This is a genomic window from Acuticoccus sediminis, assembly GCF_003258595.1.
GTDB classification, from domain to species: domain Bacteria; phylum Pseudomonadota; class Alphaproteobacteria; order Rhizobiales; family Amorphaceae; genus Acuticoccus; species Acuticoccus sediminis.
Window position 1 is genome coordinate 1 of the sequence record NZ_QHHQ01000017.1, and the last position, 24,147, is coordinate 24,147.

The 24,147-nt window shown below is 62.9% G+C and carries 25 protein-coding genes; 7 read left to right on the forward strand and 18 right to left on the reverse strand.

Annotated features, from left to right (window positions below; translation table 11 throughout):
- Positions 1-344: 344 nt before the first annotated feature.
- From DLJ53_RS33465 to DLJ53_RS33475, 3 genes are all read left to right on the forward strand, one after another.
- Complete coding sequence (locus DLJ53_RS33465) at positions 345-944, forward strand: recombinase family protein (RefSeq protein ID WP_111352657.1); 600 nt, start codon at positions 345-347, stop codon at positions 942-944.
- A 459-nt stretch (positions 945-1,403) separates the two neighbouring features.
- A complete protein-coding gene (locus DLJ53_RS33470; RefSeq protein ID WP_162409813.1) occupies positions 1,404-2,645 on the forward strand; it encodes a MobA/MobL family protein in 1,242 nt (413 codons plus the stop codon).
- Positions 2,629-3,156 (forward strand): hypothetical protein, encoded by a 528-nt coding sequence (locus DLJ53_RS33475; RefSeq protein WP_111352659.1) that lies wholly within the window; start codon positions 2,629-2,631, stop codon positions 3,154-3,156. The genes DLJ53_RS33470 and DLJ53_RS33475 overlap by 17 nt, the downstream gene beginning before the upstream one ends.
- Positions 3,157-3,171: 15 nt before the next feature.
- Here the strand turns inward: DLJ53_RS33475 and DLJ53_RS33480 are convergent, their stop codons facing one another.
- The 10 genes from DLJ53_RS33480 to DLJ53_RS33520 form a co-directional block, all read right to left on the reverse strand.
- Positions 3,172-3,588: a PIN domain-containing protein gene (locus tag DLJ53_RS33480; protein WP_111352660.1), complete on the reverse strand. Its 417-nt coding sequence runs from the start codon at positions 3,586-3,588 to the stop codon at positions 3,172-3,174.
- Positions 3,585-3,881: a type II toxin-antitoxin system prevent-host-death family antitoxin gene (locus tag DLJ53_RS33485; protein ID WP_111352661.1), complete on the reverse strand. Its 297-nt coding sequence runs from the start codon at positions 3,879-3,881 to the stop codon at positions 3,585-3,587. The genes DLJ53_RS33480 and DLJ53_RS33485 overlap by 4 nt, the downstream gene beginning before the upstream one ends.
- Before the next feature lie 318 nt (positions 3,882-4,199).
- On the reverse strand, positions 4,200-4,373 hold the full coding sequence (locus tag DLJ53_RS35405; RefSeq protein ID WP_162409815.1) for a hypothetical protein: 174 nt from the start codon (positions 4,371-4,373) through the stop codon (positions 4,200-4,202).
- Entirely contained in the window at positions 4,370-4,600 is a 231-nt protein-coding gene (locus DLJ53_RS33490) for a hypothetical protein (protein WP_111352662.1), read from the reverse strand. The genes DLJ53_RS35405 and DLJ53_RS33490 overlap by 4 nt, the downstream gene beginning before the upstream one ends.
- Positions 4,597-4,980, reverse strand: a complete 384-nt coding sequence (locus DLJ53_RS33495; RefSeq protein ID WP_111352663.1) for a DUF2958 domain-containing protein — start codon at positions 4,978-4,980, stop codon at positions 4,597-4,599. The genes DLJ53_RS33490 and DLJ53_RS33495 overlap by 4 nt, the downstream gene beginning before the upstream one ends.
- Complete coding sequence (locus tag DLJ53_RS33500) at positions 4,977-5,213, reverse strand: hypothetical protein (protein ID WP_111352664.1); 237 nt, start codon at positions 5,211-5,213, stop codon at positions 4,977-4,979. The genes DLJ53_RS33495 and DLJ53_RS33500 overlap by 4 nt, the downstream gene beginning before the upstream one ends.
- Before the next feature lie 296 nt (positions 5,214-5,509).
- The gene (locus DLJ53_RS33505) at positions 5,510-5,911 is read right to left on the reverse strand and encodes a hypothetical protein (protein ID WP_111352665.1); all 402 of its coding nucleotides are present in this window, start codon (positions 5,909-5,911) and stop codon (positions 5,510-5,512) included.
- Positions 5,911-7,572 carry a type IV secretory system conjugative DNA transfer family protein gene (locus DLJ53_RS33510; protein ID WP_111352666.1) on the reverse strand — a complete coding sequence of 554 codons (1,662 nt, stop codon included), beginning with the start codon at positions 7,570-7,572 and terminating at the stop codon, positions 5,911-5,913. The genes DLJ53_RS33505 and DLJ53_RS33510 overlap by 1 nt, the downstream gene beginning before the upstream one ends.
- An 8-nt stretch (positions 7,573-7,580) precedes the next feature.
- On the reverse strand, positions 7,581-7,988 hold the full coding sequence (locus DLJ53_RS34980) for a hypothetical protein (protein WP_146620183.1): 408 nt from the start codon (positions 7,986-7,988) through the stop codon (positions 7,581-7,583).
- Between the two features lie 3 nt (positions 7,989-7,991).
- The gene (locus tag DLJ53_RS33520) at positions 7,992-8,594 is read right to left on the reverse strand and encodes a hypothetical protein (RefSeq protein WP_111352668.1); all 603 of its coding nucleotides are present in this window, start codon (positions 8,592-8,594) and stop codon (positions 7,992-7,994) included.
- A 150-nt stretch (positions 8,595-8,744) separates the two neighbouring features.
- On the opposite strand from DLJ53_RS33520, the gene DLJ53_RS33525 reads away from it, so the two are divergent.
- Together DLJ53_RS33525 and DLJ53_RS33530 are read left to right on the forward strand one after the other, a co-directional pair.
- Positions 8,745-9,227, forward strand: coding sequence for a hypothetical protein (locus DLJ53_RS33525; protein ID WP_111352669.1), 483 nt, complete (start codon positions 8,745-8,747; stop codon positions 9,225-9,227).
- A 14-nt stretch (positions 9,228-9,241) separates the two neighbouring features.
- Positions 9,242-10,021, forward strand: a complete 780-nt coding sequence (locus tag DLJ53_RS33530) for a hypothetical protein (RefSeq protein ID WP_146620184.1) — start codon at positions 9,242-9,244, stop codon at positions 10,019-10,021.
- On the opposite strand, the gene DLJ53_RS33535 is transcribed toward DLJ53_RS33530, so the two are convergent.
- The 3 genes from DLJ53_RS33535 to DLJ53_RS33545 form a co-directional block, all read right to left on the reverse strand.
- Positions 9,979-10,299 carry a hypothetical protein gene (locus DLJ53_RS33535; protein ID WP_111352671.1) on the reverse strand — a complete coding sequence of 107 codons (321 nt, stop codon included), beginning with the start codon at positions 10,297-10,299 and terminating at the stop codon, positions 9,979-9,981. The genes DLJ53_RS33530 and DLJ53_RS33535 overlap by 43 nt on opposite strands.
- Entirely contained in the window at positions 10,296-10,985 is a 690-nt protein-coding gene (locus tag DLJ53_RS33540; protein ID WP_111352672.1) for a ParA family protein, read from the reverse strand. The genes DLJ53_RS33535 and DLJ53_RS33540 overlap by 4 nt, the downstream gene beginning before the upstream one ends.
- A gap of 139 nt (positions 10,986-11,124) precedes the next feature.
- Positions 11,125-11,709, reverse strand: coding sequence for a tyrosine-type recombinase/integrase (locus tag DLJ53_RS33545; RefSeq protein WP_111352673.1), 585 nt, complete (start codon positions 11,707-11,709; stop codon positions 11,125-11,127).
- Between the two features lie 296 nt (positions 11,710-12,005).
- Here DLJ53_RS33545 and DLJ53_RS33550 point away from each other — a divergent pair, with 296 nt between their 5' ends.
- On the forward strand, positions 12,006-12,632 hold the full coding sequence (locus tag DLJ53_RS33550) for a hypothetical protein (RefSeq protein ID WP_146620185.1): 627 nt from the start codon (positions 12,006-12,008) through the stop codon (positions 12,630-12,632).
- On the opposite strand, the gene DLJ53_RS33555 is transcribed toward DLJ53_RS33550, so the two are convergent.
- The 4 genes from DLJ53_RS33555 to DLJ53_RS33570 all read right to left on the reverse strand — a co-directional run bounded on the left by DLJ53_RS33555 (position 12,629) and on the right by DLJ53_RS33570 (position 18,063).
- Entirely contained in the window at positions 12,629-13,933 is a 1,305-nt protein-coding gene (locus tag DLJ53_RS33555) for a coiled-coil domain-containing protein (RefSeq protein WP_111352675.1), read from the reverse strand. The two genes, DLJ53_RS33550 and DLJ53_RS33555, sit on opposite strands and share 4 nt — an antisense overlap.
- Positions 13,930-14,265 (reverse strand): hypothetical protein, encoded by a 336-nt coding sequence (locus DLJ53_RS33560; protein WP_111352676.1) that lies wholly within the window; start codon positions 14,263-14,265, stop codon positions 13,930-13,932. The genes DLJ53_RS33555 and DLJ53_RS33560 overlap by 4 nt, the downstream gene beginning before the upstream one ends.
- Positions 14,266-15,727: 1,462 nt before the next feature.
- Entirely contained in the window at positions 15,728-16,786 is a 1,059-nt protein-coding gene (locus DLJ53_RS33565) for a hypothetical protein (RefSeq protein WP_111352677.1), read from the reverse strand.
- 359 nt (positions 16,787-17,145) lie between these two features.
- Positions 17,146-18,063, reverse strand: a complete 918-nt coding sequence (locus DLJ53_RS33570) for an ArdC family protein (protein ID WP_111352678.1) — start codon at positions 18,061-18,063, stop codon at positions 17,146-17,148.
- Between the two features lie 590 nt (positions 18,064-18,653).
- Here DLJ53_RS33570 and DLJ53_RS33575 point away from each other — a divergent pair.
- Entirely contained in the window at positions 18,654-21,638 is a 2,985-nt protein-coding gene (locus DLJ53_RS33575) for a beta strand repeat-containing protein (RefSeq protein WP_111352679.1), read from the forward strand.
- Between the two features lie 580 nt (positions 21,639-22,218).
- Here the strand turns inward: DLJ53_RS33575 and DLJ53_RS33580 are convergent.
- On the reverse strand, positions 22,219-23,931 hold the full coding sequence (locus DLJ53_RS33580) for a ParB/RepB/Spo0J family partition protein (RefSeq protein ID WP_111352680.1): 1,713 nt from the start codon (positions 23,929-23,931) through the stop codon (positions 22,219-22,221).
- Positions 23,932-24,147 lie beyond the last annotated feature (216 nt).

Here is a 24,147-nt window from a genome sequence, read left to right on the forward strand (position 1 = left end):
GAAGCTCGGCGACGTAGCTGTTGCGAGGGGCTCCGTCGATCGCCGCTTTGATCCGAGCCAGTGCGTCGGTTGCTGTCATGATGGTCTCCTTTTCTCACCACCAAACCATAGCCCCGTCGTCAGCAATTAGCAATATGCTTTATGCATAATGCTAATTCAGAAATCATAGAGGAATCCATCATAGGATAAAGGATATTATCATATGTATCGGGGATAATAAACTCGATGTGCCGTTGATCTCGGAAACCGGATTCCTTTTTGCGTCAGTGTGGCTCGTCGAGCTGCTTGCCTCAGTGGCTTCACCCTTGGAAGGTATCGACCCGACCGATCCGGGATCGTAGGCGATGATGTTTTCAAGAGCCGGCCTGTTCTCACGCCGCCGGTCGGCGCGGGAACAGGTGAACGAAATAGGAGAAGAAACACGCACACGCCGGGTAGGCTATGTGCCGCTCGACGATGGCACGGATGAAGCGATCACGCGGATAACGGCGCGCCTCAAATCCGAGGGATGCGATGAGATCATCGCCGGAAACGACGCGTCTCTTGCAACGCTTGGTGAGGGCGATCTTCTCGTCATCGGCGATCTCGGCCACTTCGGGCACCCCCTGCCGGAGCTGGTCGATCTGCTCGACGAATTCACGCGGCGCGGTGTCCGCCTGCGCTCGCTGGACGACGGAATCGACACCAGCCCGCCCGAAGCGGCTCCGGCCTTAGCGCTGATCTCGGCTCTGGCCACAGTCAGTCGCGCTCAGCCTCCGGTAACTCCGCTGCCGCGTCCGGTAAAGCCAGGCCGCAAGCCGAAGCTGAACGCGCAGCAGGTACGCGTCGCCACCGCGCTGATCGATGCCGGAGAGAGCCGGAAGAGTGTCGCCCGCACACTCGGCGTGAGCCTGCCGACCCTGCGGCACGCGCTCAGGCGGCACGAGGCTGAGGGGAAGGGATAGACACTTTCACAGCCTTCGATAGCAGGATGTACTCATGCTGGTGACCGGCCGTACTGCCCGAGTGCTTCCCTTGAATGACGGCCACGCGGACGTGAGAGCGTGCTTCCCCGATGATCGGGGACGGGAGGGGCTAGAAGCGCCCGCTTCCCACGGCGGCGAGAGTGGGTGGCCCAGCGGCCAGGGAGCGCAAACCCCCATCCGCCGTTGTCTCGATGGCAGCGGTGGATGGCTGGGCTTCCGTTCTCAGGGCTGTCCGGCTCGATGCCGGATGGCCCTGATGCTTGCCGGGCGAGCGGCCATCGGCCGCTTCCACCGCAGTTAATCTGGACAAGTGGGCACGTTTTTGGTACAAAAACGTATAAGTGCACACCTACAGATTAACGAAGGTGGCCTTCAGCTCGGCAAGCCAGTTCGACGGGAGACCTCACACTGGCGATCTACCATCTCCGCGCCAAGGCGGTGAGCCGGCACATTAAGAACCCCAAGCCGGGGGGTGCGGTTCGACGCTCCGCTGTCGCAGCTGCCGCGTACCGGTCAGGAGAGAGACTCTTCGACAGTCTCCAAGGCAAGTGGTTCTCGCGCGCCCCCGAAGACGGGCACGACATCGAGCACACCGCGATACTCGCACCAGAGGGAGCGCCGGACTGGGCAACCGACCGGCACCAATTGTGGAACCTGGTCGAAAGGCGCGAAGTGAACCAAACCGACGGCAAGCTCAAGAAAGCGGCTCAACTTTACCGTGAAGTCGAGATTACCCTCCCCCGCGAGCTATCGCGCGAGGAGCGCGTCGCGCTGGTCGAGGACTGGGTGCAAAAGGCCTTCGTCGCGGACGGCATGATCGCCGACATCGCCATTCATAACCGCACCGCCTCGGACGGGCAGGAGCAGCCTCACGCCCACATCATGCTCACGCTGCGCCGGCTCGAGGATCGTCCGGACAAGATCGCCAAGGGGCTGCTGTTCGGCAACAAGGAGCGCGACTGGAACACTCCCGACGGCCTGTACCGCCAGCTGGCTCAGGCCAAGCGAACCGCTGGCCTGCTGAAGAACGATCTGCGCCGCTTCGGTGACGACGGCACCCTCGCCGAGGCCGAGCGCGGCGCGCGCTTCTGGCTGGAGCAGCTGCGCCAGGCGGAAGGCAGCGACCCGAAAGACATTGCCAGCATGGAGAAAAAAGTTGCCCTGCTGGGCCGCCTGCTCAAACAGTCCGGCCCCGAAGGAACGATCGCCGCCGCGCAGGCGCAGGCGCAGGCGGCACTGAAAGAATTACAGAAAGAAATGCCGATCTGCCGCTGGCGCGAGAGCTGGGCCGAGGCGGCGAACACCGCTCTGGAGAAGGCTGGCTCCGCTGTCCGCATCGATCACCGCACGCTGGCGGCGCAGCGCGAGGAGGCGCTCGCCGCCGGCGACCTGGTGCGCGCGGCGGCGCTCGACCGCGAACCGCAGAAGCCCATGGGGCTGATGGGCCGCATTCACTACGCCTACCGGCAGGTGCGCGAGAACGTCCATAGCTGGGCGGCGGTCGAAATGCGCGGCAAGATGGAGCGCGCCTTTGCCGGCGTCGGCAAGCGCGATCCGGTGCGGCTGCGCGAGGCGCTGCTGCGGATTCAGGACTGGACGGAGGAGGTGATTGACCGGTTCAATCGCACCCAAAGTCCGGATGATCTCGTCCCGGAGGTGCGGCGTGGCCCACGACCCTAGAGATTTCTTCCGCCAGTCCACCCTTCGCGACGAGGCGCCCAGTCATGCCGAGCGCGTCGCCCCGCAACGGGCGGATGCCCGGCGCGAAGCGCCGCCGGAGGAGACGGTCGGCTCCACCGACTACAAAGCCTATGGCGTCATGCCCGGCGGCTGCGCCGATTGCGACGTCCGCAAATGGAAGGAGCTGCGGCTCGATCTGCCGGAAGGGGTCATGTTCGACTATCGGCTGTTGACGATGATCCAGTATTCGGCGCTCGATCTCGACGGGATCGAGTGGGAGATCGACCTGATGTTTCCGGACTGCATCATCCGGCTGATCGGGCGGCATCTGGAGGATCTCCGCTTTCAGCTGCGGCGGCGCAAGGTGTCCTTCATTCAGGAATACAGCCCGATGATCTACAAGACGCCGCTCGGCAAGCTGCCGGAGGGCGAGCCGGTCATCAGCAAGATCCATATCATGCAGTACGGAGACCGGCTGCGCCGCGACGCCGACAATCAGCGACCGGTGTAGCGCACTGCTCCCAGGTCACTCGTCCCACGGGTTGTGAAGGATCACTCCCAGCCCCTCGAAGTCGGCGGTGTTGCGGGTGGCGAGCGTCAGGCCGCGCACCAGCGCCGTTGCCGCGATCAACGCATCGGCAAGATGCAGCGTGCGCCCGCGCCCGGCCTGATCGGCGCGGAGCGCTGCCGCCGCACGCGCCTCCGGCACGCCGATAGGTACAATCCGGTCGGCATAGAGATCCAGAAACTGCTCGACGGTCTCGGCGAGCTGTCGCCGACGCGCCCCGTCCGTCAGCCGTTCCAGCCCGTAGCCCAGCTCGTGCACGGTGATAACCGACACGTAGCCGTCCTCCAGCGCCTCAAGGAAGCGCACGACGTTCGGGTTGCGGTCGGGCCTCGTCAGCTCGGAGATGACGTTCGTATCAAGGAGCACCCCCGTCACGCGGCCCCGCGCGGATCAAACGGATTGGGCCGTGCCGCCTCGGCTCGCGACGGCAACTCCAGCGCACCGGCCTGCGGCACATGCTCGAGCATCCAAGCGCCCATCCGCGGGCGCGGCGCCGTCAGGCGCTGCCACTCAGCTTCCGAGACCACCAAATAGCCACGGCGCGTGCCGATCCGCTGCGGCCCTTCTTCCTCGGCGCGACGCAGCACCTCGGACAGGCGGGCCTTGGCCTCTGATACCGTCCAGATGCGTTGCGTCATGATGTGAGGTTCCATCTCCATATCGGTCATAGTCTAGTCTAGATTGGTCTAATTTTCAATGCCAAACGTACGGTCGTACGCGATGCGGCCAAGAACGGAGTCGAAGGCGAGGGCCTGACCCGTCGTGCAGCGGCCCCACCAGTGGCTGCCGCCATACGCAAACATTGGCTCGCCGCGTTGCCGCAGCGCTTCCGCAAGGTCTGGCGTCACCAGCCACCACTCGAAGATTTCCTGTGGTTCGGGCTCCCAGCCGAGGCCTCGCGCGAGCGTTTCGCGTTCATCGAAGGGCAGCTGCCAGGCTGCGTCGAGCGCATCGGCGTCGAGACCGGACTGCTCGACAAGAAATGCCTACAGGGCTTCCGGGCCGTCGTCATGGAGGTTCTCGACACAATCCCAGCCGTAGCAGCTCCGCACTCGCGAAATCCGTTCGTTCAGCAGGTCGCTCACGATCAGCGTCTGATTGGCGAGGATCGAGCGCGAGAGCCACTCGGTGAGCCTACCGCTGGGAAGAGGCGCGCTCATGGCGCGCCCTCCTCGTCCTCGGTAGGATCGACCGGATCGACGGCATAGACACACGCGTCAGAGCTGCGCCTTTCGGCCCGGCATAGTCCTTCCAGGTTGAGCCGCGCCTCGGCAATCGCCCATGCCGTTTCCCGGTCTGGTGCCGCAATGCGCCATCCCCACATGAGTTGCTCGTCGACGATGACGTCGAACAGTTCGAGGCCGCGATGGCGGGTGTGCGTACTCATTGCGCGCCCTCCCCTACCTCGCTCGGCAGCCGGTCAACGATATAACCCGCCTTGAAGGCTTCATCGGTATAGGCCGATAGCGGCCCAGTCGCGCGCCAGTGGCGGTCGCGCTCGATGGCCGGCACATTGCCGAAGCGCGCACCTTCAAGCTCGCTGATACGGACGCTGCCAAGCTCGGGAAAACCGACGCCCAGATCGCACAGGCCGAAGGCAATATCCGGCTCTTCCGGGTCGAGCTCGGTGAGCAGCCAGGTTCCGCCCATGTAGGGGCTGAACAGCTTCACAACCGGCAGCGGATCGTGATCGATCAGCTCCGCCGTCTTGCGGCCATTCGCGAGCAATTGCTCGCGAATGGCCTGAGGAAGCAGAAGCGCCGTCATTGGGCGCTCCCTTCGGTTGCTTCGGCAGCTGCTGGTCGCTCCTCGCGCTCGCGCAGGTAGATCACCCCGTCGAAGTCGATCGGGATCACGTCGAGCCGGATGCTGTTGATGGCGCCGTTCTCGTCGGGCCAGGCGGCACCGATAGTGCGGTAGCTGGCGCGGGCCTTGCCGTCGCGGCCGGTGAAGCTGCCGACGCGGGTCACCACGTCGTGGGTTGGTTTGGATTTGGTCATTACGTCCTCCTTCGGTTGGGTTCGGACGCTGCGCCTTTCGCAACGTCTGCCCCCATCGGGACGCGCCGTTCCGGCGATGTCGGAGGCTTGCCTCCCGGCCCGCGCCAGCGGAGTCCGCAGCGCTTGCGCTGGACATCCCGAGCCGGGCGGTGCGTCAGGGCGGCAGAGGAACGTTGCGGACAGAGCGCGCGCGCCCACCGAACAGGGGCGGCACCACCATTCACCCTCTCCCGCGAGTGTCCGCGTGCTCCGCCGCCGCTGCGCTCGGCAGCAGAGGCAGCACGCCTCCCTCGGGGCTAGTGGCCTGTGGTGCGGCCGCTGTTTTCCTGCTCGACGCGCACCAGTCCTTCGGTGACGAGCCGCACGAGCGGCGGGGGCAGCCGCGCCGCCAGTTCCGGATATTCGGCTTCGGCGGGCCGGCTGCGCTTCAGGGTCAGGCTGACCAGCGCCGGCTCCGGCTCCGGCTCGACCTTCGGCGGACGGCGGCGTTTGGGCCGGTAGGGTCGCAGTGCATTCGCGTCCTGCTCGCGCCAGCTGGCAGCGCGGCTGCTGAGCGGCACGAACACGACCCAGACGAGCAGCACCAGCCATGGGTTCATACCCTCCTCGAGCCAGAGGAAGACTGGCACGCCCAGCACCGCAAAGAAGACCAGCGGGTTGGCGAGTATCCCGCAGATGAGCCGCGCCAGCAGCCGCATCAGCGCACCCGCTGATCGAAGGCCACCGACAGGAAATTGCGGCCCCGATTGGCGCGGAAGCGACGGCCCGCCTGAAACCACACGCCTTCGACGCAAAGACCGTTCTCCGGCCCGCCGGAGCGCAGATAGCCGAAGGCGCCGGGCTGGATCTCGAAGTCCATCTGCTCGGACAGGGTGCTGCCGACGGAGAAGCCGCTATTGAAGCTGACGCCGCTATTGGTGCCGCCGCTGAAGCCGGAATTGATCGAGCCGCCGCCTCCGTTGCCGTAAGACGAGGAAGAACCGCTGCTCCAGCCCTGATTGTCGCCGCGGCTGCGCCCCTCTCCGGCGGTAAAGCCGCGCGAGCTGCCGGCACGGAGCTGCAGATTGCGGCCGATCATCTCGGCGGCCATCTCGTTGGTGGCGTGATCGTCGTTGCGGTGAAAAATCTTGGTCACGAAGTTGGCGAGGAACGCCATCGTCGTCTCGCGCGGCGTGCCGCCGCCGATCATGGCAATGTAGTTGGAGACGGTCTGCGTCAGATAGACGGTGCAGGCCCGGTTCGAGCGGGCCACCGCCTGAAACTGCATGTCGAACGGCGTGATGAAGTTTTGCGCCTCATCGGCCCAGCAAAAGCAGGGACGCACCGCCTCGCGCGTGTCGCGCCGCAGCGTTGCGACCTGCCAGAGATACTTGAACAGATGCTGCGCCATCATGCCCGCTTCGCGAAAACGGTCGACCGGCAGATCGAGCACGATAATCGCCCCTTCGTGGGTCAGCTCCGGCACGATCGTCGTCTCGGTGCAGAACAGCTCGCGCATCACGCCCTTCAGGAACGGCGTGAACTGGCTGGTCATGGTGGTGACGATGTTGGAGCGCGTCTCGGGATCGAGGGTCGCGAAATTGTGCTGAAAATACTGAAGCACGATGAAGAGGTCGCGCGGCTCGATGGGATTGGCCGGCTCGTACGCGGCGCGGTGCAGCGTCTGCAGGCAGAAGGAGCTTTCCCGCGCCTTATCGGAGGTGAAATCCTCCGGCTTGCGCGGCGCGGTCAGGATCAGCTGGACGATCTCGTCGAGCTTGAGCCGCCCCCAGGCTGCCCAGAGCGCGTCGATCGCGTGCGAGAGCAATTCGCGCGGCGCCAGCTTCCAGAAGGGCTGCTCCGCCGCCCTCCCCTGCAATTCGTCGCCCCGGCTGGCAGCCTCGCTCATCTTCATGATGAGCTCGACCAGATTCATCGTGATGAGCCGGCCCTTGTCGTCGAGATTGGTGAGGGCGGCGTATTCGAGGAAGTTGAAGCGGTAGACGCCCTGATCGTCGAAGCGGATGAGCTGCGCCGACCGGCCGGTCTGCTCGGCGTATTCCTGCCAGACATCCCACTCCCCCGGCTCGGATTTCGCGCACAGCACGATGCCGCCGAACCCGGCGCGCAGATAGGAAAGCGCCAGATGTCGCCCGCTGCCGGACGACTTGCCGCTGCCGGTGGAGCCGGTGACATGCACGCCCTCGAAGGCGTGGCGCAACTGCCAGTCGTCGCCCAGGGACGGGCCGAGCTTCAGCAACGGCGTGTTGAGATCGCGCACGAAGGGGATCGCCGGCGGCGGCGTCACGCTGCGGCGAAGCGACGGAGGCTCCTGCCCCGCTGCGGACAGCCCTCCCCGGCGGCGGAAGAGGAGACCCATGCCGGAACCTAGCGGCGTAGCCTCGGCCCGCGCTCGGGCGCGAGCGCGTCATCGGCGGGATCGGCTTCTTCGCCCTCGCCGAACACGTTGCGACAGGCGGAGGCCCAGTCCTGCTGCGTCTGCTGTCCGTAGAAGGTGCGTACCGCGTCGCGGGTGTGATCGGGATGGAAGTCATCGCCGCCGCTATGGCCGATGCCCTCAATGGCGGAGGGGACATGCGGGTTGTCGGCATGAACGACGGCCTGCGTTTTCGGCTGGGATTCCGACATGTCACCGCCGTGGCCACCCCAATGTTGCTCGTGCCAGCCTGGTGTGACCGTTTGTGAGAACCAGGCACGCTCCCACGCGCCGCGAATGTCCGCGACGGCGTAGGAGAATTCGTCTCGCAGGTCATCCTTCAACGGTCGCCGCGCCATCGGTTACTCCTCCAGATAGCGATGCAGCTGCGAGACATGCGCCCGAAAATCGTAACGGGCGCTTGAGACCTGCCACAGCTTCACGGGAAGCCAAGGCAGATACAGTAAGAAAAATGGCCCGGAAAGAACGAAGATGGTCATGCTTGGGTCGGGCCGGCCGATCTCGGAGAAGTAGATCACGACGGCAAATAGCGCGAGCAGCAATGCCCATTTCAGTACGGGCCGGCCATGGAGCTGCGCCCAGTTCGCCTTCGCATAGACGACACCCGTCTCCTGGCTGACGTAACCAAGCAGAACCGGCCTTGGCAGCTTCACCGGCTTGCCCGAGGAGTGGGTCAGCGTGCCGGTAACGAGCAGCACCTCTTCATCGACGGGAGGGGCGACTCGCGGCTGTGAGCGGATGAAGAACGTAGTGCGCCCATTGTCGAAACCAAACCCGCGAGATGTCCGGTCGACGGCAACGCCATGCTCGAAACGATAGTCGTATCGGCGCGCGCTGAAGCGGCGGTGAATCCATCCGGGCTTTTTCGTGCGCTCCGGCCCGGCAGCGCGCACGATATCGGCGAATTCGCCGTACCCGCTATGGGGCTTATCCAGCTCCAGCATTGCACATCCTTTGTGCGACGGGTTGAAGTGAACACCAACCCGGCATGCCATGGCAAGAATGTGTCGAATTGACTCTGCAAATATGTCCGTTCCTAATGCCGAAACGGTGGATGTCGTCAGGCTAGTGGGGGCTGGGCGGTGGATACGCGATTGGTTGTGCCCGTCATTGTGCAGGGCGCTGCGCTGCTGCGCGATCATGTTTATTCCCAGTCTCAGGGCCGTGCTGGAGAGCTGGCGCTCGCGGTTCGCCGCGAGGAACTCGCCTGGCGGATCGAGCAGCTGGAATATGATGCGGAACTCGCCCGCCATCAGAAGGAGGTGATGCTCAGCATGATCTCCGCGGGTGATGCAGCCCACGCCCGAAAGATCGATGCGGTGATGGAAGCATTCCGCGGCGTCCTTGGTGTTCTCACCACCCATCAGCGGATGCTGGAGAGTGAGAAGGATATGCTGTCGCGCTCCTTCCTATCGCCTGACACGACGGACGCGCTTCGCGTCGAAATCCGCCGGAGGCAACGCGAAATCGACGTCGCGCTCGAAGAAATCGACGAATCGGCGGTGGCGGTTCAGGCGATTGCAACGGAAACGGTGCGCCGGATCGATCCGCAGATGCCTCCCCTCATGCTACGCTAACGGAGACGCGAACCGTGGAATGGTTGTTTATCGTCATTGTGATCGCCTTCATTTGGTGGCGATCGGGAAAGGCGAAACGCAAGAAAGCCGCAGAGCATCTGGCGTATCTCGAACGCGAAGCCCGAATGAGTTACGACCCCGACCGGCAGCGCTATTTCCGCTTCTGGATCGACGATCACAAAAAAGGTGAAAATAACCGCTTCTCGTTTGGGAGCGTGTCCGCTGCCAAGATGGCGCTTGTGGATGTAATTTTCTGCCAGGATTACGATCGAAAGCGAGCTGACGGTCTTGGCATGTCTTCCCAACTCTATGATGCCTACATCAGAGGCATCAGCAATATCATCTATGCGATGGAAGGGCCGGCCCGCGCCCGCGAAGCGCAGCAGCAGGAAGAGGCGGAACGCATCCGCCAGGACGCCGAGGCTCAGCGGGCGCAGGAAAAAGACACGAAAACCCTGAGAAACCGGCTGGCGACGCTCACCGAAGCGGGGCGAGCGCTGAAGCCCGGGCACGATAACGGGATGATGGTCAACACCATCGACGGCGAACTCGCGGCGCTCGAACATACGGATGTGCCCGCTCATATCGACGAACTCGGTGAACAGCTCGACGAGACGCTGCGCTTCGTCCGCAAACGAGCGGAAGCTGCCGGCGTGGACGATGACGTCCTGTTCGGACGGTTGCGGCGTCTGCAACAGCAACTGGCCGCAGCCGAGGCGGCCAGCCGTCCGCCGCTCCAGCTGGCAAGCCCTCAGCCCCTGTCGGCTAGCCAGCGCTCGATCGCTTCCCAGTAGGTGATCTCCCCGGCCTCGCAATGGTCGCGGAAGGCATCAATGACGCGCGCGGGGCCGGAGATCAGAATCTGACTTTTGGGTTCGCCCTTGCGCCGCCCCGGCTTGCGGGCCGGACGGGAGGGCGGCTCTGCAGTGACTTCGCGAGGCACGAAGCCGAGCGCCCTGCCCTCCTCGACCGAAGCCCGCACCGCCTCGGGCTGCGGTTTCGGGCTTTGCCGGCGCACTTTCGGCAGCGCGATCGGCTCGACTTCCTCGTCGCCAAAGCCGTACTTGCTCATGCCGCTTCGGCCTCCGTCGCCTCGATCAGCCGCACCACGGCCTGCGCGTATTCGCGCGCGTTGGTAATCGCCCCTTCGAGGTTGGAGACGGACTGACCGCGCAGCTCGGACAGCAATGACGCGTCGCGGAAAATGCGGGTATAGGCGGCGCGGCGAACCAGCGAGGCGCTGAGCAGCCGCACGCCGCTTTCCTCCGTCTCTGCCCGCACGTCGCGCTCGTCGGAGGTCTGAAACGCGGCATTGGTGCGGGTAAAGACGAGCGTGTGAGGAATGTCGCGATTGACCATCTTCGCGGTGCGGCGGATCAGGCCAATGGCGCGCGCCGCCTGGCGCGTCTCCATCGGGGTCGGCTCCAGCGGAATGATGGCGAGGTCGGTTCGCGTCAGCACCATGGTCACGATCTGGCTGGCGGTGCCTTCGAGATCGACGATGACATAGTCGCGGCTATCTGCGAGCTGATCGAGCTGGTCGATGACATCGTCTTCCGTCGGCCGCCCCAGCACCTCGAACGGCGTGTCTTTCTGCGCCTCATCGCGGCGGCGCTTCCAGTCGAGCAGGTTCTGGTTCGGATCGACATCGAGCACCGCGAGGCTTGCGCCGGCGCGGGCGATCTGCTCGGCGAGCAGCAGTGCAGCCGTGGTTTTGCCGGTTCCCCCTTTGGGGTTAGCGAATGCGATCACGGTCATGCGTGGACTCCTTCGCTATCATCATGCCGGATAGGGTTTAGCCTATCCATATTAATATCCGATTTATATACATATCTATATGCATATCTATATAATATGCATATTCAATTTATATGCAATATATTTTGCATATGCTATATCATTTAGGGGCCTCAAACGCGTCCCACGCCCAGAGGCGCGCGAGGAGTTCGCGGGCTTCCGGCCCGAGCACCTCGAGATAGAGCGCCGTCGTTTCGGTCTTGGTGTGGCCCATGAGCCGCTGGGTGACGCGCGGGTCGATACGGGCGAGAGCGCAGGCGACGCCAAAGCCATGGCGCAGGCCACGCGGGCAGGCCTGTGGCCCCTCGATGCCGGCGGCGCGCATATGGGCGGTCATCCGCCGCCACGCCGTCTGGCGGCACCAGCTCCATAGCGGCTCGGATGCTCCGGCAATCTCGGACTGCTCCAGCAGCATCGCCATGAGGGCAGGGGAGACCGGCACGCTGCGCCAGCAGGTACGGCGCTGCTTGAGGGTGAGGAAGGAGACCTGCCCATCGGCAGGATCGAGCTGAAAGCGGGTAAGCGCCAGCCCTTCCGAAATCCGGCAGCCGGTCGAAGCTAGCAATCCGGCGAAGGTGGCATCGGCCAGACCGCCCTCGGCGGCGGCGTCGAGAAAGCGCAGCCCTTCGGCACGGTTAATGTATTTGCGGCGACCGGCGGGGCCATAGAGCGACTGGTTATGCATGGGCGCACCCGTTTGGGCTATTCGGTTGCAGCCGAGGCACCCCAAAATGGCCGGTTGTAGCCAGTAATCCTGTCGCAGCACCCTTCATTAGCGCTCAGTTTGCGCCCAAATATCCGTTGTCTTCAACAAGAAATGCAACCGAATAGCCCATTCGGTTGCATGCATCTCGCCCTGTTGCGCGCCCGTTACAGAAGGTCATACCGGTGCGCGGCGCAAATCTTAATCGAAATGTCACACAACAGACCCGGATTTTTCTCTATGCGGTGATAGTATCAATCCTACTAATTGGAGGAATTATGGGCGGAAAAACAGAAGAACGCATCACACCTGATACACCGTTTGCTATCGCAAGTATCCTCGTCGGCCGAGACGCCTTCGTCGATAAGGTGCGCTGGAGCTGCGTCACCGAGCAGGAAGATGACACGCTCGCCAAGCTTCGGATTTCCGAAATAGAGAAGGGTCTGACCTTTCAGCAGGCGACCACGGCGGAAGTATGCGAGACGGCGGTCGCTGAAGCGGCCCGGCGCGGCACCTTTGACGGGCTATACTGGTGGTTCAACCCGCAGAACCCGCGTGGGGCCTATGAGCAGATTTTGCGGCAGGCGCTGCAAAACAGCACCGATACCGGCATTCCAATCCATGAGTCCTTTAAGAACGAGGGGAACGGCAAGACGCACGGGCTGAGCTGCGCGCTGGCGTTCGAGGCCGGATATCGGTTCGGCACGGAGAACCCCGATAAAGACCCGGCCCCCAACATGCCGGACGAGCAGGTTCAGGCGCTTGTGCAGCAATGCCTCGTGAGCGGATCGACGCTGCCGCGCACGGCGGGAGTGGTCGCCGGCGCCAAACGCGCGCAAGCGCGAGGCGAGGATATTACGGCATTGGTGCCGGATGCGCGAAGCGCGGAGGCACGGCAGCGTTAGACGGTGCGGGTGGGCTTTTCCGGCGCGGTAGCGGCAACGGTTTTCGGGCTGACGTCCTCTCCGGCCTCCGGCTGCTCACCGTCGGGCTTGGCCCCGCCCGTCGGCTGACCGGACGCGGCGAACTGCTGAGCGGCCTGTTCAATGGCAAGATTTATGGCCGCTTGCGTTGACTTCGCCTGCTCCGGCGCGGCGCTTCCAAACGCGGCAATATCGAACCCTGTGAAGTCTCCCGCCACCGCAAACTGCGTTTGATCAGCCGCCTCCTCAATGTCATCCCGCCGCAGCTCTTCCTGCTGCTGATTATGCAGCCCCACCGTCTCTGGCCCCTGCGCCTGATAGCTCTCCCGCAGCGCCTGATCCTGCTCGAGGATGGGTGTCATTCGCTCTTCTTCACGACGGGCGATGTGCTCTGCCGCTGCCTTGCCGGTTTTACCGAGAAGCCGCGCCTCGCGGGCCGCTTCCTCGCGGGCGATGAGGCGGGCATTGGCGATCTGCTCGTCGCGTAGCGCCTCCTCGGCCTCCGCCAGATCGTCGCGTCCGGCCTGACGGAAGGCTTCGGCGCGGTTGGTGCCGCCGAGGATGAGGGCACGGGCGAGATCGAGCCTGTCGCCGCTGCGGCGGGCCTCTTCAGCGTCGGCAGCGAAGCGGTCACGGTTTTGCCGGAAGAAGTCGCTGTCGATGCCGGCTTCGCCGAGCGCCGTTTCGACGGCGCGGTCGGCCTGCGGGGCGCGGTGAAGCCCGCTCTCGAGGAGGGCATCGCTGCGGCGGCGGATGGCATCGAGCTGGGCGGTGGACATTTGCGCGAAGTGCTCAGGCGTGAAGCGCTCGGCCATGTCGAAGATCGACAGGTGCTCAAGCGCCGAGAGGGTCACTTCGGCCATCAGGCTGCCGGACTGGAAGCGGGCTTCGGCGGGATCGGCGATCTGGCGCAGGCTGTCGGCCTGAGCAGGCATGCTGACCGTCATGGCGGCGACGGTGCTGGCGGAGCCATAGCGGGCAGCGGCCAAATCGGCATCGAGGAGACGCAGAGCGGCACCCAGACGGGCGATCTGCTCGTCCAGCTCGCCTTCGTGATTGTCGGCCAGCAAGCGGTCGATCTCGGCGCTGACCTCGCCGCGCTGGCGGAGGATTTCCGCCTCCAGCTCGGCGCGCTGTTTGGTGAGTTCGGGGTCTTCGTCGCGAGGCGAGAGAATGAGCACGTCGCGTCCGGCGGCGAAGTCATCTTCGGAGGCGGAGTAGAGGATTTCCGGCGCGTAGGGCTGCCGCTGGGGCGGCGTCAGGATCAGGACATCGCGGCTCATGGTGCCTCCTGGCGGGCCGGAGGCCATGCCGCGCCGGCGCGCATGATCAGGATGTCACGGGGGATGCCGTTTTTGTCGGTCACGAGCCGGAGGCGGGCAGTGGCATCTGCCAGGTCGCTGGCTTTGAGGTCGTAGCGGCGGGCCTCGCGCTCCAGCATCGCGGCGTGACGCAGGGCGATCTCAGCGCGCTGGCGCGCGCTGTCGTCCTGCACCGGCTCGGCGGCGATGGTTGCGGCCTGATGGCGCTGATGGGCCGCTGCGGCGCGAAAGCCGTCGGCGAGTTGTCTGAAATCCGCTCCCTGAAGGAGCGTTTTCACCTCGATTGGTTGCATGCGCCATCTCCCTATCTGGCTATTGCAACCACCTCCTCTTTGCTATTTTTGATTAGACTAGCATTTCATTGGTTAATATTTCGCTAACGCGAGAATATTTATTTAATTGTTATTAATATATCTTTAAGTATTTATGATTTATACTGGTCATTACTTGGTTTCGCTTCCCGCAATGCAGACCGCTTTCCTGCCCGGTTGGCGGTCTTTTTTTATCCTCGGAGTGGCGGCCCTGCTGCTTTCCTTCACCGGAGGAAACCCGCGCGGGCGTTCACGTCGTGAACCTCAACTCGGATAAGGGGGGTGCGGTTCGGAGAAAGCCCCGCGATCCGCGCGACACGCGGCAGGGGTCATCTAAGGCTGCACGTTCACGGCAGGCGGGGAAGGAAGTCCCTCCGTTCCCCTAAAATCCCGTGACCACAATCAGTATACAAGCTTTCTCGCGGAAACTGAGTTTATACTAAGTCACACCCTCATCTTCTGAGTGTTGTGAATCTGGATTCTTTGCGTATTTCCTTGCCCTAACACGCCCAAACGCATGATTTCCATCATCCGTTTTCTTGTCAATGTTCTGTGAGGTGTGGCGACAGCGCTACTGCCGGAGTTAGTATCGGTTGGGTTCGCGCCGGGTTCCCGCAGATTGCCCGACCGCGGACAGGGCCGCAGGGGCCGATGCACTTCTGCGGCCCTTCTCCTAGAGGCGCGCGCGGCGAACCGTCCGCAGCGCCGGTTTCGTAAACGCCCGTAAATGCTCGTAGAGGCGCAACGCACGCTCCTGGGCAGGGGGGGCAGCCCAGCAGGTTTAGCAGGGCCGGAAAATCGAATTTTTGGGCCTTGCCGCGCGTTCTGAGGGTGGGGCCTTGGCGAAGTGCTTCGCCGCATCCGCCCCACTCATTGCCGACCTGCGCGCCGTCAGGCGCGCCTCGAGCGCGCTAGCGCTCGTCAGTAGGATGGCTGGGGTGCCGGGCTGCGCGTAGCGCAGGGCGGTGGAGTTATCCCGCGTTAGCGGGATGCCGCTTAGGTGATGCTTGTGCGCCGACCAGGCGCACGCAATTTAGGCCGCGCGTTAGCGCGGCGCGATTTCGGCGAGGCCGATCTGCAAGATTAAATATACGTAGTATGATTAAAAAAAGAAAAGAATAGGGGCAAAGGCCCGCGCGGAATCCGCCTTACCGATCAATCGGATAGACCCGTTTTTTCGCGGCGAACTGTGGGTCAGACCTACCACTCGGCGTGAACTGTGAGCCAGACCTACCACGTCTGTGAGCCAGACCTACCACTTCGCGGGCGAACTGTGGGTCAGGCCTACCACCTGACGCCTCAACTGTGGGTCAGACCTACCACCTGAACGCGGCTGCGAAGGCCGGTTTGACGGCGCGTGCTGTGGATAAAAGGCAACTGTGGGTCAGACCTACCACCTGCTGTGAGCCAGACCTACCACCTCTGTGGGTCAGACCTACCACCCTCAGCCGAGGTTATCCCCAGAGGGCACGATGCGAAGACCGGCGGCGACGGCGCGGCGCTGCCCGTCACTGTCGCGCTTGTTCGCCGCCTTCTGCTCGCTGATGAACTCGCCGGTCGGGCGCACCTCGTAGACGGCGTCGACCACCTTGCGGCCTTCCTTCTTAAGGGTCTCGGTGTAGCTCATGAGCGCACCGCGGCCTTTCAGCTCATCGAGTGCATCGCGGATTTTGCGGCGGTTGTCGTTGTCGCGCGCCTGCTGGAGCAGGGCGCTTTCCGCCAGCACGCTCTGGTAGCTGAAATGATAGCTCGTCAGGAGCGAGGCATGTTTGAAGCGGTGAATGAGCTTGCGGTAAATCCAGCGCGCCAGCTGCTCATTGCAGGCCATGAGCCGGTCGAGGTTGAACTGCCGGATATGCAGCTGGTTGATGCTGTGGCTGATGAAGAGTGGCAGGCGACCGATATGGTGGGCATCGGCGTCGGCGAGATACTCCTCGCGCCCTACGGTCACGAGGTCTTGCAGGATCGCACCCTTCCATAGCTCCTTCCTCGCCTTGCTGACCGTCACCACGCAGGAACTCATCACCCCGATCGCGTGCTTGATCTCGGTCATGCTGCGGGTGCGAGCGCGCGCCTTCAGCTCCTTGCGGATCATCTGCAGGGTGAAGCGCACCCATGTTTCGGCCTTCTCGACATCGTGCAGACCGTACGTTTGATCGGACAGGATCTTTTTGAGCGCCTCTTCGACCAGCTCCTCGGTCACGCCGGGAAAGAAGGCCTTGTAACTGCCGTCGGCCTGCTCGATCAGGGCGGGCTGGATGGTGACGGTAAATTCCTGATTGTTATAGCTGTAGTGCCATTTGACCGGATCGGCGTGCCCATGTTCGGTGCGACGCTTCTCCGTCTGGGCGCGGGTCATGAAATATTTCGGGATGCTGTCCCAAATCTCGACGGCATTCGACATGTCCGCGACGTCGTTCGATACAAACTGCGTGAACAGATCGTACTGCACGCTTTTCTTCGACGCGGCGGGTGGTGTTTTCACTGTTACTTTCTCTGCCATACCCCTCTTCTTTCAGCAATTTAGCGGCGCAGGGGCAGCCACATCAATGAAAAACGGGGGTTTATGCACTGAGTCCCGTTAATGACCGGGAAAGCCTATCGAGCACGGCGGGTGTGTGAAAGCACGAACGGGCCTCGATCCGACGGGGCAGACTATCGCCATGCTCGGCGCGGCAAGGTCGCTAAAGCGACCTGCTCCGCTTCGCTGCGCCCCGATGGGTGCCCGCGCCTGCGCGTGACGATCAACAGATAAGTGTCGGCTCCGAGGTGCGTCAGGCAGGAACGGCCTCGGCACTACGCGCCTCGCCCGAAAGACACGCCTCCGGCGGGTCTTCCAAGGTGCAGGACAAGAGCGGCGGCTTAGGCCGCCTCGCGCGCCGGTTCTGCGGCGCTGAGGCTACCAAGATAGTCCGCTGCCCGGCTCGCAGCACTGGCGGCGGTGAACACGGCCTTCTTGTCGGCCTTCAGTACCTTCAGCCATCCGGCGAGATAGGCGGCGTGGTCGGGCCGTGGCGTGGCGGCGATGCCGAGTTCGGCGCACAGGAAGGCCGCGCCCAGCTCAGCAATAAGCTCCTCTATGGCGTAGGCGTCATCGCCAAAGCGGGCGGAAAGCTGACGGTCGAGGCGGTGCGTGGCACCGCTCCAATGGGTGAGCTCATGCAGGAGCGTGCCGTACCAGCCTTCTGTCGGGCTTAGAGTATCGGTGCCGGTGAAGCGCGGCCGGTCGGGCATGCCGATCATGTCCTCGGACGGACGATAGAATGCGCGCTCGCCGCCGATCGTGATGCGCGCGCCGGTGGCGGCGACAAAGGCCTCGGCGGCGGCAACGGGTTCGATGCGGTCTTCGGTCGGCATCGCGTCGCCCTCCGGCAGGGTGAAGCCATCGACCTGCGCGGCATTGAAGACGCTCGAGGCGCGGGCAAACAGAACGGTCTCCGTCTCGCTCGGATCGTCGTCGCGCGGGCGCTCCAGCTCACGATAGAAGACGATGACGGTGGACTTTTCGCCCTTGCGAACCTGCGCGCCCTTCTCCTGCCACTGCTTATAGGTGCCCCACAGGCCGCAGCTGAAATCCTGCGCCTCGGCGGCGACCCACAGCGACAGGATATTGATGCCGCGATAGGCGTTGCGGGAGGCGATGTTTTTCGGGCGGGTGAGGGCGTGGGCGGAGCGGTGCCACGGCATCTGCCACTGGCCTGCGCCGGCCTCCATGGCGGCGACGATCTGATCGGTGATGTGCTGGTGAACGTCGAAGCGCTCCTGAGTCTGTTTCGGCATCTCGGTTTGTCTCCTTCCTTGGGCTGCGGTTGCAGCTGCTGCTGCAACCCTGCCCGTCGGCGAGACCGGGGCTCGGAGGGGGCAAGGAGAATCGCGCCGGTCTTGGTGCGGGCGCACAAGGCCGAAGGCCGCGGAGCCTCGGCCGGTACTATTCTCCTTGCGGGGAGGAAGGGGCAGCGCCCCTTGGCCCTCCCCCTGACACGTGACAAAGCGGGCGCGTGAGCGCCCTCCGAACCCTCTTCGCGTTAGGGATCGTCACGCGCGAGCGCTGAGACCTGGCTTTGCCGGGGCTCGGTGAGGCCGGCAGGCCGAATAGTGCCCGACGGCGAAGCCGGAACGCCCGATTGCGTTCGTGCACTGAGGCCGTTTCTAAGAAGTTACCCCGCATGCCCGGGTGGCAATTTGCACACGAACCAATCGCGCGTTAAAAGCTTAGCGAATACATAATTAGTAATTTATCTTTATTATTTGACAATGTTTTGGCTACGTGCGAACAACTACTGTCTTCATATTGAAGATTCATTTAGTTGCGCTGGTATTCGCAGCCTAATTGATTGGCTTTTGTAAATTATTTAAAGAGGTTTTATAAAATGACTGCTTATGATTTTTCACTCGCAAAGAACACATCATTTGCGTTCGATGCGACTAACGATTCTATCAATCTGGGTGCGGTCGACGCCGCATCTGTTGGTGTCAGTTCTGACGCTAATGGCAATCTCGTTCTGAGCGTTGCCTCCGATTCGGTGACGCTGCAAGGTGCAACTGCCACGCAGATCACTACGAGCAACGTAACGCTCGGGACGGCGACTGACCGTTCGGCGTTGATCGTTGGCGACAACGCCACCGGAACGAACTTCGATGCCTCCGCTCAGACTTATAACTTTGCTACGACCGATTATACTAATTACGATGCCTCCGAGCAGGCCAATGCAAATCATTTGTTCTATGGCTATGGTGGCGGCGATATCGTAACCTTGGGAAATGGTAACAGCCTAATCTACGGAGGATCTGGGATCGCGGACAGCACTGATGGCAATGACTCGATTACCGTTGGCACCGGCGGCAACACGATCTACGCCAATGCGGGGAACGACACCGTAGCGTTTGGCGCCACAACAGCGGGCCTGACCAACACGATCTATCTAGGCCTCGGCAACGACACCGTTACGGATGCGGCCGCAGCTGGAAATCAGATCATCTATGGTAATACCGGCGATGACGTGATCACGCTCGACGCGGTAACTGGTGATGCAACTATTTATGGCGGCAATGGCATCTCGGACAGCACCTCTGGCGACGATACCCTGATCACCAGCTCGGGTAATGCTACGATCTACGGTAACTCGGGCGCCGATACGATCGAGGTCGGCAATACGACCGCGCTTGCATCCGGTAAGACGGCCAATATCTACGGCGGAACCGGCGACGACACGATCACTGTGACCTCGGATGCCGGATCGTCCGCCATCATCTATGGCGGAAATTCCGACGCCGACACGATCGACGCTTCAGCGGCCGTCGGCGACGTCACTGTCTACGGCGGTCTTGGGATCGCCAGCCCAGACGATGGCAACGATACAATCACGCTCGGCACTGGTAGTAGCCTTGTCTATGCCAACGCGGGCAACGATACAATCAGCCTGACGGGTGCAATGGTTGTTGGCGAATCGTCCATTATTCACACTGGCGCTGGTGACGATACTGTCACAGTTACCGCAAATAATGGCGATGGCAACAACATCGTTTTGTATAGCGATGGCGGAAACGATACCTTCAATCTCGATAATGACGGAGGAGATGAGTACGCCTTCTCTATTCAGGACTTCGCGGAAGGCGACGTCATCACCGTACAAATCGCAGCTGCCTCTGCTGCTGACTTGACCGTAACGGGCGGCGGTAGCTCGCTGACGATCGACGATGGCGGCGACGCCAGCTACGTGCTGCAAGGCTATGCAGGCGACGTCGATGCGACGAACTTCTCGATCGACGGAGGCGCGAGCGTTCTGGCGACCAACTTCGCGGGCAGCGCCACAACGCTGACCGGCGGCACCGGTCACGACCAGCTGATCTCTGGCTCCGAAGCCGACACGCTCGTTTCAGGCGGCGGCGATGACAAGCTGACCGGTAACGCCGGCGACGATGTGTTCCAGATCGACCCGACGGGCCTCGACGGAAGCGATACCATTGCAGGGGGCGATGGCACCGACACGCTGGAATACACGACTGTGACGGGAGGGGCCCAGGCGGATGGCGTGTTCGCGAATATCACCGGCATCGAAACGCTGAAGTTCGGCGACTTCGCCTATAGCGGAGCCGGCAGCATCACCCTCGACACCAATGCCGACGCGGCTGGTTTTGCCACCCTCGATGCCAGCGCTCTGACGGCCTCGAACGCGGTGAACATCATCATCCAGAGCAACTTCGACAACGACGTCACTTTCACCGGTGGCGCAGGTGGAGACACGATCACGGGCGCCTCGAGTGCCGCAGGCTTCGCACTCGTTGCGGCAGGTGGTGCTGGAGCGGATGTCATCACAGGCGATGACGAGGCCGACAGCATCAGCGGTGACGCCGGTGCCGACACACTCGACGGCGGCGCAGGCGTCGATACTATCGACGGCGGCGACGGTGCGGACAGCATCACCGGCGGCGCAGGCGTTGACGTCCTGACGGGCGGCGCGGGTGACGACACCTTCGTCCTGAGCAACTCGGAGATGGAGGCGCTCAACAGCAACGGTGAGACCATCACCGGCGGAACCGGAACCGATACGCTTCAGGTGTCTGCTGGCGCTGTCACCATCACCGACTCGGACTTCAGCTCGACGGTGACCGGCATCGAACGCCTCGATCTGAACAGCGGCGCAAACGCAGCAGCCGTGACGCTAGGTTCGAGCGCCGCGGCCACATTCAGCGACGGCACAGTCACGATCGACGCAGTGGGTGTTACCACCTCGCTGAATCTCGACGCCAGCAACTCGGGCTGGACCTCTGCTCACAATCTGTCTGTCGACGGTTCGTCAGGTAACGACACCATCACCGGCGGTGCGGGAACCGACGCCCTGAACGGAAATAACGGCAACGATACCATTACTGGTGGTGCAGGAGCCGATACGCTCGATGGCGGCGCTGGCAGTGACGTCTACAACTACGACGTTTCGACGGAAGGCGGGGACCGGATTCTGTCCTTCGTATCCGGAACGGACAAGTTCGACTTCTCCGGGATCGACGCGACGCTGGTGACGGGCAACTACGCCGAGGCCTCGGCAGCTGCGTCCGGCGGCATCATTGCCTTCACCCAAGGGGCGCTTGGCACCGGGGGTCAGGGCTTCGCTGACAGCGCCTCGGAAGTGGTGGCGCTGGAAGCTGACGGGACGAGCTGGACCGGCTTCAGCAACGGCGATGAGGGTGTCCTCATCACCTCTGCGGCGGCGGCCAGCACTGCCGACATCAACGTTTGGTACTACAACGATGCTGGCTCTGATGGCCTTGATGCATCAGACATCACCCTTCTGGCGAACATCACGGTCGCCGGATTGGATGATGCAGCAGATCTTGCTGCCGGTGATTTCATGTAGAATGAGATAAAACCTCAAGCGAAAGGGTCGGCCATTCGGCCGACCCTTTTCTTTTTGGCGTCAGTCAAATCCTTTTTCTTTGACAAGGGAGCAACCTACATATAATAATCATCACGGCAGCATGAAATGCTCACGTAATATACAATAATGCCAGCCTTCGAGATCGGTATATCTGCCATATCTCTTTAATACCAAAAGCGAGCCGGATTCTCGTCCGGCTCGCTTCGCATTTTCTATAAAATTATCTTGATATACCTTTGTAGATTTTATAAATATTTAGACGGTGCAGCACCGCTAGATACGAAGTTGCACTTCGGTTGATCTTGTCACGGATTGACCTTTTCTGTCGGAAAGGCTGCTCCGCTGTGCAAAATGGAGTGGCCTTTCTTATCTGCAACCTAACCAAGGGGGACGAGGCGCGGGCCTGAGTGCCCCCACCGAGCCCGACGGCGAGGCCGGAGTTCCTAGCCTCACACCCATCATCCGCAGATTGGGATGGCGGAGCGGACGTGCCCACGTGCCTGAAATGAGGTCTGTTCAATGGGAGGATAGGGAGCGCCGGAGCGCTCCCTGAGCCGCGTCAGGCGGCAAGGTCGATATCGGACTCGACCGGCGACGGCACATCGCCATCCGAATGGAAGCGATCGGTGTAGCCGCGCATCGGAAAGGCCATGTAGCCCGGTAGCCAGGACTGCGCCTTCGGCTGACGCACACCGCTGAGACAGTCGCGCATGATGCCCTTCTGCACCTTCGCCGTAGCGGTGCAGTTGGCCTCGGCCACCTCGCAGCCAGCGAGCTCGGCGACCATGTTGTTGAGCGCTTCCTTGTCGCGCAGGAGATCGAAGAAGGCGTTGTCGGGCTGCCACCAGTCGTTCATGTCGACCGAGAGCAGCGCACCGACAGTCTCGACGGCTTCCGACCCGACGGCGAGCGTTTCGGCCATCAGGTAGACGAGAACGGACTCTGCCTCCGGCTCGCTCAGCTCGAGCAGGCGGGCGAACAGAGTAGCGAATGTCGGTCGGCGCGCCTGCCAGTCACCGCGACGCGGCACCAGGCTGTCGTCCGGCTCGTCCATTCCGAGCAGCCGGGCTACCGCTCCACGCTCTGCGCGAAAGACGGCGTGTGCCGGACTATCCGCAATGCTTCGGGCGATGTCGTCACGGGCGCTACGCAGTGGATCGGCCTCGACCTTCCAGAGGTGAGAGCCGGCGATGAGATGCGCCAGCATGAGTCGCTGCGCCACCTGAGGCGCGGATAGCAGCGCCACGCGAACGGCGGCGTGACGGTGCAGGTTGAGATAGTTCTGCATCGACCGGGTGCATTCCGGCCGCTCCGGTGCATCGGGAGCGCCTTCTGCAACGGTCTGACGGCGGCGGGCTTCCTTCTCGGGCAGGAAGCCTTCATGCGCGGTGACTTCGCCATCGGCGGTCACGGCGAGATAGACGCGGCCGCCATCCTGCTTGGCGACTTCGGCGAATTCCCAGCTGCGCCAGTAGTCGCCCGTCTCGCACAGGACGACCTGCGACCAGCCTTCGGACAGATAGCGCTCCTTCAGCTCGGCGACCGCCTTGCTCTGCAGGCGCCAGAAGCTGTCGGTGTCGGCGAAGTAGCGGTCATCACCGAAGAGATCGCACACGATCGCGCCTTCGTAGGCCTCCGGATCAAAGAGGGCATTCCCGACCGGGATCTGGTGCCCGCCGAACAGCCAGCTCTTCAAGGCGTGGCCTTGCGGCGCGTAATCCTCCGGATCACGAAAACGCTGCCACCAGGCCTTTTGCTGGCGCTTCGTCGCCATCGTCAGGATGCGGAGGGTCGCAGGCTCGATTTCCTCGCGGCGGTAGGCGGCGAGGATCGGCGCGTACAGGTTCGCAATCGCCAGACGCTGTTCGACCAGCCGCTCGGTGACGCCGAACTGTCCGGCGATCTCGGAGACGCTGCGCCCCTGCTGCCGGAGCGCGGCGAAGGCGCGGTACTGGTCGATTTCGTCCATCGGCAGACGGGCGAGGTTCTCGGCGAGGGATGCCTCGAGCGCTGCGGCATCGTCACCCTCGGCCATGACCAGGCAGGGCAGGGGTTCGCACTCGCCTTCGACGGCGAGGGCCTGACAGGCACGCAGACGGCGCTGGCCGGCGACGACCTCGAAGCCATCGTCGGAAGGGCGCACCAGCAACGGCTGGATGATGCCGAGGCTGCGGATCGACGCGGCGAGGGCGGCAATATCGCGGCCGCCATGTTTGCGGACGTTGAGGGGAGAAACGCTCAGCTGATCGAGCGGGATGTGAGTGAGGTTCATGATGAACTCCTTTCGCTAGGGTTGCTCGTCCCGAAGGACGCCCCGCGAAAGGCCGGGCAGGGTGAGCCGCGCGGTCATGCCCAACACGGGTGCCGGCACGGCACCGGCGCGGGCCGGGCATTGACGGCGTGGCACTGGCCGGCAACAGGGGCGAAGGCCAAGGGGCAACCCCGCGAAGAGAGGAACAAACGAACGAAAGGCGACGCTCAGCGCTCG